The sequence below is a fragment of the Rhodococcus sp. DT1 genome (assembly GCF_049844875.1).
In the GTDB taxonomy this organism is placed as follows: domain Bacteria; phylum Actinomycetota; class Actinomycetes; order Mycobacteriales; family Mycobacteriaceae; genus Rhodococcus.
The window spans coordinates 293,213-302,105 of sequence record NZ_JBNCLW010000007.1 but is presented as its reverse complement, the minus strand read 5'-3'; the positions used below and the strand labels follow the sequence as shown (position 1 = coordinate 302,105).

Here is an 8,893-nt window from a genome sequence, read left to right as displayed (position 1 = left end):
CCCCCCCCCCCCCCCCCCCCCCCCCCCCCCCCCCCCCCCCCCCCCCCCCCCCCCCCCCCCCCCCCCCCCCCCCCCCCGCCCCCCCCCCCCCCCCCCCCCCCCCCCCCCCCACGACCGTCTGTTGTCGTGCGTGTGGTGCCTAGACCTCGACGGGGTACGCCGGTTCCTGGATCTGCGGAACGATGCGCTCCTCGACGAAGATGCCGTGCCAGATCATGAACACCAGCACGGTCCACAGCCGGCGGCTGTGGTCGACCGTGCCGACGCGATGATCGTCGAGCATCTTCGTCACCGCGGCCTTGTCGATCAGGTGGTCGGTGCCGGACTCGGCGATCACCTGGTGCGCCCAGTCGAACAACTCGGTGCCGGCGAGCCAATGCCGCAGCGGCACCGGGAACCCGAGCTTCGCGCGGTGCAGGACATGGGACGGGACGATGCCCTCGAGCGATTTACGCAGCGCGTACTTGGTGGTGTCCTTGGTGATCTTCTGGTCCAGCGGGACCTGCGACGCCACGCGGTACACCTCGGGATCGAGGAACGGGACGCGCAGCTCGAGCGAATTCGCCATGGTCATCTTGTCGGCCTTGACGAGGATGTCGCCGCGCAGCCACGTGAACAGGTCCAGGTGCTGCATGCGGGCGACGGGATCCCAGCCCACCGACCGCGCGTAGATGGGCGCGGTGACGTCCTGGTGCGTCCACTCGGGCCGGAACTCGCGCAGCACCGACCGCAGTTGCGCGTCGCTGAAGCTCCGCGCGTTGCCGTAGTAGCGCTCCTCGAGCGGCATCGACCCGCGATGCAGCAGGCTCTTGCCCCGGGTTCCCTCGGGAATACGGTCGGACAGTCTGCCCGCGGCGCGGCGCAGCGCCGGAGGCAGGAACTCGAACGGTCGCAGCGACAGCGGCTCCCGGTAGATTGTGTAACCGCCGAACAGTTCGTCGGCGCCCTCGCCCGAGAGCACCACCTTGACGTGCTTGCGGGCCTCCTTGGCGATGAACCAGAGCGGCACCAGCGCCGGGTCGGCGACAGGGTCGTCGAGGTACCAGACGATCTCGGGAATGGCCGCGGCGAACTCGGCGGGGGAGACGACCCGCACCACGTGGCGCGCACCGATCGCGGCGGCGGACTCGGCGGCCACGTCGACCTCCGAATATCCCTCCCGCTCGAAGCCGGCCGTGAACGTGATGAGGTTCGGATTGTGGCGCATCGCCAGAGCCGCAATGGCGGTGGAGTCGATGCCACCGGACAGGAACGAACCCACCGTCACGTCCGCGCGCATGTGCTTGGCGACAGAATCCTCGAGCGCGTCGGCGATCTCGCGGTAGCGATCCTGCTCGCGGCCTGCCGCGAAGGGCCGCACCGGGAACGTCGGTTCGAAGTACCGCGTGATCTCGGGCTCCGCTCCCGGGGTCAGTCGCGCGTAGCAACCCGACTCGAGCCGGCGGATCTCCTTGTGGAGCGATTCGGGCTCGGGCACGTACTGCAGGACCGTGTAGTGCTCCACGGCCCGCGGATCGAGTTCGGTACCGATGCCGATCAGGTCGGCCAGTTCGAGAAGGCTCTTCTTCTCGCTGCCGAACGCGGTGCCGGCGGTGCCGGTCGCGAGGAACAGCGGCTTGATGCCGAACGGGTCGCGTGCCAGGAACAGCTCACGGTTCACGGTGTCCCAGATCGCGAACGCGAACATTCCGCGCAGGCGGCGCACGGCCTCGGCGCCCCAGTGGTGGTACGCCGCGACGATGGTCTCGCTGTCGCCTTCGGTCTCGAACGTCGCCCCGAACTCGTCGGCGAGTTCCTTGCGCAGTTCGAGATAGTTGTAGATCTCGCCGTTGAAGGTCAGGGCATACCGGTCGGGCTGCTCCGGAGGCCCCCAGCGCAGAGGCTGATGCGAATGGGCGATGTCGATGATCGACAGTCGGTTGAACCCGAAGACGAGATCGGCATCATTCCAGGTGCCGTGTTCGTCCGGGCCGCGATGCCGGAGGCAGTGCATTGCGGACGCCACCTGGGCGACGGCCTCGTCGCTGGTGCCGTCGGTGGTCAGAAACCCGAGCAAGCCGCACACGCGTTCGGTACCTCATTCCGTTCGGGGTGTCAGAAGCGAACCAGCCGGCGACCACCGCTCAGGGCCGTGGGAACTGTTCGCCGACGTTCGTCGTTGTTCCCTTGGAGTATGCCGCAGACAGCCGGGAGGGCGAGCGGGCGGCACCGCGCAAAAACCGTCGTCACGTCGGTACGTTCCGGGCGAATCCCCAGGCGCGACACTTTCTTCGTGCCCCGAGGATGGATAGCGGCCGGGTTTGGTCTACGCTGCGTAGTAATTGGGCTGGCCCTCTTGGTGTGCCCTACTGAAATTGCAGCGATCAGGAAGGCGTGAACGTGGCGCAAGGTCGGATCCTTCGGCGGTTCGGGCTCGCAGCATCACTCGGCATTGCAGCCTTGGTGCTGACCGGGTGTTCGAGCGAAGAAGTCCTTCGTTTCGGCTGGCCGGAGGGCGTGACCCCCCAAGCCGAGCGTATGCGTGACCTGTGGACGTGGTCGGTTGTCGCCGCCCTCGTCATGGGAATTCTCGTGTGGGCCCTCACCTTCTGGGTGATCATCGCCTACCGGCGACGGAAGGACTCCCCGGAGTTCCCGCGGCAGACGGCATACAACGTGCCGCTCGAGCTCGCGTACACGGCGGCGCCGTTCGTTGCTGTGTGTGTCCTCTTCTACTTCACGGTCGTGGTGCAGAACTACGTCCTGGAGAAGGAAGACAACCCCAACGTCGTCGTCGACGTCACCGGTTTCCAGTGGAACTGGAAGTTCGGTTACCGCTCGATCGACCTCCAGGACGGAAGTCAGCCGTACAACGGCATCGACGAGGCCGCCGAGGAAGCAGTGCAGATCGACATCCCCAATGCGGAGGATGCGCACGCCGAACTCGGCCCGATCCACGGTGCCCCGGTCGAAGACCTGTCCTACCTGCACTACGACAAGATCGAGACGATCGGCACCAGCAACGAGGTTCCCGTCCTGGTCCTCCCGACCGGCAAGCGGATCGAGTTCTACCTCGCGTCGTCGGACGTCATCCACTCGTTCTGGGTCCCCGAGTTCCTGTTCAAGCGTGACGTGAACCCGAACCCGATCCAGAACAACTCCGACCCGGTCTTCCAGATCTCGGAGATCGAGCGTGAGGGCGCCTTCGTCGGTCGCTGCGCGGAGATGTGCGGTACCTACCACGCAATGATGAACTTCGAGGTCCGCGCGGTGAGCCCCGAGGACTTCGCACGCTTCATCGACCTTCGTAAGCCTGTCGAGGACGGCGGACAGGGTCTGTCCAACGCCGCCGCACTCGAGGCCATCGGCCAGAGCCCCGTCGCCACGTCGACGGTCCCGTTCAAGACCGATCGCACCGACCGTTCCGCATCCGGCGCCAGCGAGTGACCCGTCTCTTCGCCTTTCATCGACAAGGACAAGTGCTGATATGAAAATCGAAGCCAAGCTCTTCGAAGTGACGACGGTGTTCTTCGTGCTCGTCGCGATCGTGTACGGAACCTTCACAGGATTGTCCCGTACGGGCATCGAGTGGGCGGGTCTCACCGGCATCGTGCTCTCCGCCGGACTGACCCTCATCATCGGAACGTACTTCCGGTTCGTGGCTCGGCGTCTCGACACCCGCCCCGAGGATTACGAGGATGCCGAGATCAGCGATGGCGCCGGCGACCTCGGATTCTTCAGCGCGGGCAGTTTCTGGCCCATCCTGCTGGCCGCGTCGGCATCCTTCGCCGCCATCTCGCTGGCGTTCTTCCAGCCCTGGATGATCGCGGGTGCCGTGGTGCTGATCCTCGCGGCATCGGCCGGCCTGGTGTTCGAGTACCACATCGGTCCCGAGAAGCACTGAGCGAGTTCATAGTCCACAGCGGGCGCCACACCTTCGGGTGTGGCGCCCGCTGTCGTCGGCGCCGTTCCGGTTCTTCTCGAGGTGGAGCGGTTGTCACTCGTCCGGCTACGTACCGACGGGCTGTCGGGCCGGGCGGGCGATCGGCTACCGTTTGAAGGTCGACCCGCGACCGCGCGTCGCTCGATCGACCGAACTGTGGAGGTTTCCCGTGGCTGGTGGTCTCGTCGCCCTGCTGGACGACGTCGCGGCGCTCGCGAAAGCAGCAGCGGCGTCCATCGACGACGTCGGCGCAGCGGCCGGTCGCGCGAGCGTCAAGGCCGCGGGAGTGGTCGTCGACGACACCGCGGTCACTCCCCGCTACGTGCACGGATTCAGCCCGGATCGCGAACTGCCGATCATTCGCAAGATCGCGATCGGTTCCATCCGCAACAAGCTCCTGATCATCCTCCCGGTGGCGATGATCCTCAGCCAGTTCCTGCCGCAAGCGCTGCCGTACCTGCTCATCGCCGGCGGCCTGTTCCTGTGCTACGAGGGAGCGGAGAAGGTCTACGAGGCCCTCACCGGGGGCCATCACGAGGACGAGGCCGCGGACGCACCCAAGTCCGGACCGGAACTCGAAAAGACCATGGTCAACGGAGCCATCCGGACCGATCTGATCCTGTCCGCCGAGATCATGGTGATTTCGCTGTCGTCGGTCGAGTCCGAACCGTTCCTCACCAGGCTGATGGTTCTGATCGTCGTGGCGCTCCTCATCACCGCGCTGGTGTACGGCGTGGTCGCGCTGATCGTGAAGATGGACGACGTGGGACTGTCGCTCGCCCAGCGGCAGTCGTCGTTCGCTCGCCGGGTCGGCCGGGGACTCGTCGCCGCGATGCCGAAGGTGATGGCCGTGCTCACCGTCGTGGGGATCGCCGCGATGCTGTGGGTCGGCGGGCACATCCTGATCATCAATGTCGGCGAGGCCGGATTCCATTGGCCCGCCGACCGGCTTCACGATCTCGAGCACTGGTTCGGTGAACTCGTCCACGGCGGGTTCGGCGGTGTCCTGTCCTGGACTTCCGGGACCGTGGTCTCGGCCCTCGTCGGGCTCGTTCTCGGGGCACTGGTGGTCCTGGTGATGCACCTGATTCCGAAGCGGAAGAAGACGTCCTCGGTGCACTGAAACTTCGGGCACTGAAACTTCGGGCACTGAAACTTCGGGCACTGAGACTTCGGTGCAGTGAAAGTTCGACGCTCCGCGTTGTGACTGTTTGAGTCCGTGCCGTCCGGTTATCCGGGGTTGGCCACGAAAGTGGTCACCGTGCCCGGTTCGCAGTCGGCCACGTGTTGCGAACCTTCCGGGAGGACCCCGTCGGCGCCTGCGTCGGCGGGGTCTTCACATGCCTGCCTTCACATGTGGGGAGCGTTCCGACAACGGCGCGGGCCCGCGTCCCGGAGGACGCGGGCCCGCGCGCAGGTCAACAGATCAGGGCGTTTCGGGATCGAGGGCGTCCTTCATCTTGCCCATCAGCCCCTTCTCCGTGCCCAGCGCAGCCGAACGCGGCTCACCCTGCGACCCGTCATAGGTCGCATACAGCTTCGGATCCGGCGGCGGCGCACTGGCCACATCACCGAGCGGAACCGGACCCGCCAGGAACGACATCGGCGTCGACCCGTCGGGACCGGTACCGTGCGCCCACCGGCCCTGATCCGACGCGACACCGTCCGACAGATGCCACAAGCTCGTGGCATGTTCGGAATGCTCCTCGTCGAACAACGCGTTCGGTGCGATCGGGGACGGCTCGATCCCGTCGGCCTGCAGTTCCTCGATCGCCGCGAGCCACAGATTCTGGTGGTACGTATCGCGCGCCAGGTTGAACTCGAGCATGTCCTTGACACCCGGATCGTCGGTCATGTGATACAAACGTGCGGTTTGTACCCGGCCCTGCGCTTCGGCAGCGACGTTGGCCCGGAAGTCGGCGAGCAGGTTGCCGCTCGCGACGATGAACCGTCCGTTCCAGGGCACACCGTTGCTGTCCGACAGCGTCGGTCCGCCGCCGGAGACGATGGCCTGTTGCGGGTCCATCCCGCCGAGCACGGCCGCGACGACGGGGTCGGCGGCGGCGTTCTTGGTCGATTCGGTGGCCGGTGCGCCTTCCAGGAGCCGGGCGACCATGGTGGCGATCATTTCGACGTGGCCGATTTCTTCGGTGGCGACGTCCATGATCATGTCCTTGTACTTGCCGGGCATCCGGCAGTTCCATCCCTGGAACAGGTACTGCATGGTGACGGTCATTTCGCCGTATGCGCCGCCGATGAGTTCTTGGAGTTTGCGGGCGTAGACGGGATCGGGCTTCTCGGGTTTGACGTCGAACTGGAGGTGATCTGTGAGACGGAACAATTCTCTCCCTTTCGTGTCGGGACTTCTGAGTCCTGCGGTGGGGAGGTACCACCGCGAAACGCGACCAAACCTCCGAGATCGTGAGATCTCCCCGGAACTGATCGGCCCGGTCGTGCATCGGACGTATCCGAGGGGGTACCCGCGTGCCACGAACCACGAGGAGACCCGGGAGGCGACTTGAAAGCGATGGTGTACCGAGGGCCCTACAAGGTCCGGGTGGAAGAGAAGGACATCCCGCGTATCGAGCACCCGAACGATGCGATCGTGCGCGTGCAGAGAGCGGCTATCTGCGGTTCGGACCTGCACCTGTACCACGGCATGATGCCCGACACGCGTGTCGGGATGACCTTCGGTCACGAGTTCATCGGCGTGGTGCACGAGGTCGGGCCGTCGGTCCGCAATCTGACGCCCGGAGACCGGGTGATGGTGCCGTTCAACGTGTACTGCGGATCCTGCTACTTCTGTGCACGCGGGCTGTATTCCAACTGCCACAACGTCAATCCGAATGCCACGGCAGTGGGCGGCATCTACGGCTACTCGCACACCTGCGGCGGATACGACGGAGGCCAGGCGGAATTCGTGCGAGTGCCGTTCGCCGACGTCGGGCCCGAACCGATCCCGGAATGGATGGACGACGAAGACGCGCTGATGTGCACCGACGCGCTGGCGACAGGCTATTTCGGTGCCCAGTTGGGTGACATCACCGAGGGCGACACCGTCGTGGTCTTCGGGGCCGGCCCGGTAGGGCTGTACGCCGCGAAGAGTTCGTGGTTCATGGGCGCCGGCCGAGTCATCGTGATCGACCACCTCGAGTATCGACTCGAGAAAGCACGCACCTTCGCTCACGCCGAGACCTACAACTTCGCGGAATACGACGACATCGTCGTGCAGATGAAGAAGGCCACCGACTATCTCGGGGCCGATGTGGTCATCGATGCGGTAGGCGCGGAAGCCGACGGCAACTTCCTCCAGCACGTGACGTCGGCGAAGTTCAAGTTGCAGGGTGGATCACCTATCGCATTGAACTGGGCGATCGACTCGGTCCGCAAGGGCGGAACGGTCTCGGTCATGGGGGCGTACGGGCCGATGTTCAGTGCCGTCAAATTCGGCGACGCGATGAACAAGGGTTTGACGCTGCGGATGAATCAGTGCCCGGTCAAACGCCAGTGGCCGCGTTTGTTCGAACATATTCGCAACGGTTACATCAAGCCCAACGAGCTTGTCACGCACAGGATTCCGATGGAACACATCGCCGAGGGATTCCACATCTTCTCCGCGAAACTCGACGAGTGCATCAAGCCGGTCATCGTGCCGGATGCCGGATGAGAGGGCTGCGTGATGGCAGAACACGAACTTCCGACCGCCTACGTCCCGAGCGCGCCACAGCCGCCGGACACCGATGCGTTGCGCGCACGTATTCCCGGATGGGGTGTGGACATCGATCCCGCGGACCGTCCGTCGGTACCGAAAGAGCGCTTCGACCCCGAGGCATCGGGTGCGCGATGGACCTTCCCCGAGCGACAGGAGGAGAGGTGGCCACGGGAACGATCCGTCGAGCATGCCTTCGTCACCCCGGTCTTCGGCACGGCGTGCCCGCCCAAGGGCCTGTCCGGAATGATCCGCAAGTACGCCTACCGCCGTTTCAGTGAAGGCCGTGCCGCGCACTGGCTCCTGCTGCTCGGTGCCGATCGTGTCGACGCGGTCGAGTCGCATCTGCGTTCCTTCGTTTCCGGGCGACCGGACAACCCGGTGACGGAAACGGGAGTCCGGGCGGAGTTCACCCATAACGGACCGGCGGAGCGTGCGAAGAGCACGCGAGTCGACAAGTCCCACCAGTGGCTCGATCCGATCCTCGTCGGCGCGCCGTGGCTCCTGGCTCTCGGTGCGGGACTCGGCGTCGCGATACGGACGGTGTCGAAGCGGACGGTCTCCAAGGGACTCGCCCGGCGGCGCTGACACACAGCGAACGGGTCGGACCGGCGCCCGGGTTCGGCGGGCCTGGGTTTGGCGGGCCGGGCATCGGAAACCCGATATCCATGAACAGCACCGAAGGACCCGCAGACCGTTACGACCCCAGCCAGGATCCGGACGCCGATCCAGAGAATCTCCGGTCCGGCGCACCCCTGCAGCCGGACCAGGCCGAAGGGGAAGACGATCCCGAGGAGACCGATCCCGAGTGACGTACAGGGCCGCCGGGGAGCGGCTCCGCGGGGGGAAGGCACCACGATGACAACGATCGCACCGGGTAGCGACACACTCGGCCACCGCCTCGCCCGGCTTCACGGCTCGCTGAATGTCGCCGGAGGGCTGTGGCCCCTTGTACACAGGCAGAGTTTCGAAGCCGTTTTCGGGGCGAAGGTGGATCGGTGGCTGCAATACACCGTCGCCGGGCTCCTAGTGGGCAACGGGATCGCGCAATTGCGGGCCGAGGACAGTCCCGAAGGGCACCGCCATGCTCGACGGGTCGGCGTGGCCACAGCCGCGACCCTCCTGGCCGTGGACCTGATCTACGTGCCGGCAGGCAGGATCCCCAAGACCTACCTGCTCGACGCCGCGATGGAAGCCGCACTGCTGGCGGGCTGGGGGATGCACGCCGCCGGTGGGGGAGGGAAGCGTTAGCGTCCCTGCAC

At 65.8% G+C, this 8,893-nt stretch carries 9 protein-coding genes; 7 read left to right on the top strand and 2 right to left on the bottom strand.

Annotation, left to right across the window (positions count from 1 at the left end; all coding sequences use genetic code 11):
- Nucleotides 1-139: 139 nt before the first annotated feature.
- A complete protein-coding gene (gene asnB / locus ACLQ3J_RS19025; RefSeq protein ID WP_169620205.1) occupies nt 140-2,065 on the bottom strand; it encodes an asparagine synthase (glutamine-hydrolyzing) in 1,926 nt (641 codons plus the stop codon).
- A gap of 308 nt (nt 2,066-2,373) precedes the next feature.
- Here asnB and ACLQ3J_RS19020 point away from each other — a divergent pair, with 308 nt between their 5' ends.
- From ACLQ3J_RS19020 to ACLQ3J_RS19010, 3 genes are all read left to right on the top strand, one after another.
- On the top strand, nt 2,374-3,426 hold the full coding sequence (locus tag ACLQ3J_RS19020; protein ID WP_169620204.1) for an aa3-type cytochrome oxidase subunit II: 1,053 nt from the start codon (nt 2,374-2,376) through the stop codon (nt 3,424-3,426).
- A 40-nt stretch (nt 3,427-3,466) separates the two neighbouring features.
- The gene (locus tag ACLQ3J_RS19015) at nt 3,467-3,883 is read left to right on the top strand and encodes a cytochrome c oxidase subunit 4 (protein WP_169620203.1); all 417 of its coding nucleotides are present in this window, start codon (nt 3,467-3,469) and stop codon (nt 3,881-3,883) included.
- A gap of 208 nt (nt 3,884-4,091) precedes the next feature.
- A complete protein-coding gene (locus ACLQ3J_RS19010; protein WP_169620202.1) occupies nt 4,092-5,045 on the top strand; it encodes a DUF808 domain-containing protein in 954 nt (317 codons plus the stop codon).
- Nucleotides 5,046-5,348: 303 nt separating this feature from the next.
- On the opposite strand, the gene ACLQ3J_RS19005 is transcribed toward ACLQ3J_RS19010, so the two are convergent.
- Entirely contained in the window at nt 5,349-6,263 is a 915-nt protein-coding gene (locus tag ACLQ3J_RS19005) for a manganese catalase family protein (protein ID WP_425904149.1), read from the bottom strand.
- Nucleotides 6,264-6,440: 177 nt separating this feature from the next.
- Here ACLQ3J_RS19005 and ACLQ3J_RS19000 point away from each other — a divergent pair, with 177 nt between their 5' ends.
- The 4 genes from ACLQ3J_RS19000 to ACLQ3J_RS18985 all read left to right on the top strand — a co-directional run bounded on the left by ACLQ3J_RS19000 (nt 6,441) and on the right by ACLQ3J_RS18985 (nt 8,882).
- Nucleotides 6,441-7,589: a zinc-dependent alcohol dehydrogenase gene (locus tag ACLQ3J_RS19000; protein ID WP_425904147.1), complete on the top strand. Its 1,149-nt coding sequence runs from the start codon at nt 6,441-6,443 to the stop codon at nt 7,587-7,589.
- Nucleotides 7,590-7,601: 12 nt separating this feature from the next.
- A complete protein-coding gene (locus ACLQ3J_RS18995; RefSeq protein WP_296550454.1) occupies nt 7,602-8,219 on the top strand; it encodes a hypothetical protein in 618 nt (205 codons plus the stop codon).
- 80 nt (nt 8,220-8,299) lie between these two features.
- Nucleotides 8,300-8,443, top strand: coding sequence for a hypothetical protein (locus ACLQ3J_RS18990; protein ID WP_169620198.1), 144 nt, complete (start codon nt 8,300-8,302; stop codon nt 8,441-8,443).
- 46 nt (nt 8,444-8,489) lie between these two features.
- The gene (locus ACLQ3J_RS18985; protein WP_169620197.1) at nt 8,490-8,882 is read left to right on the top strand and encodes a hypothetical protein; all 393 of its coding nucleotides are present in this window, start codon (nt 8,490-8,492) and stop codon (nt 8,880-8,882) included.
- The last annotated feature ends 11 nt before the right edge of the window (nt 8,883-8,893 follow it).